Origin of the sequence: Neisseria sp. P0014.S009, assembly GCF_051958155.1 — a bacterium.
Classification (GTDB): Bacteria; Pseudomonadota; Gammaproteobacteria; order Burkholderiales; family Neisseriaceae; genus Neisseria; species Neisseria flavescens_C.
Genome location: NZ_JBQCVS010000056.1, coordinates 1 through 441, shown reverse-complemented (window position 1 = coordinate 441; position 441 = coordinate 1). Strand labels below are relative to the sequence as shown.

Below are 441 nucleotides of genomic sequence, written 5' to 3'. Positions count from 1 at the left end.
GACTACTGGGGTATCTAATCCCGTTCGCTACCCACGCTTTCGCACCTGAGCGTCAGGCAAAGGCCAGGGTGTCGCTTTCGCCACTGGTATTCCTCCCGATATCTACGCATTCCACCACTACACCGGGAATTCTACACCCCTCTCCTCGCCTCAAGCCATCTAGTTTCCAACGACCTCTCCCAGTTAAGCCAGGAGCTTTCACGTCAGACTTGGACAGCCGCCTGCGTGCGCTTTACGCCCAGTAATTCCGGATAACGCTTGCCACCTACGTATTACCGCGGCTGCTGGCACGTAGTTAGCCGTGACTTATTCCTGTGGTACCGTCCTTCCTCTTCCCACAGAAAAGGAGTTTACAACCCAAGGGCCTTCATCCTCCACGCGGCGTTGCTCGTTCAGGGTTGCCCCCATTGACGAATATTCCTCACTGCTGCCGCCCGTAGG

The 441-nt window shown here is 56.2% G+C and carries 1 rRNA gene; it reads right to left on the bottom strand.

What is annotated here, in order from left to right:
• A 16S ribosomal RNA gene (locus tag ACTHS4_RS11635) occupies positions 1–441 on the bottom strand; the annotation flags it as partial.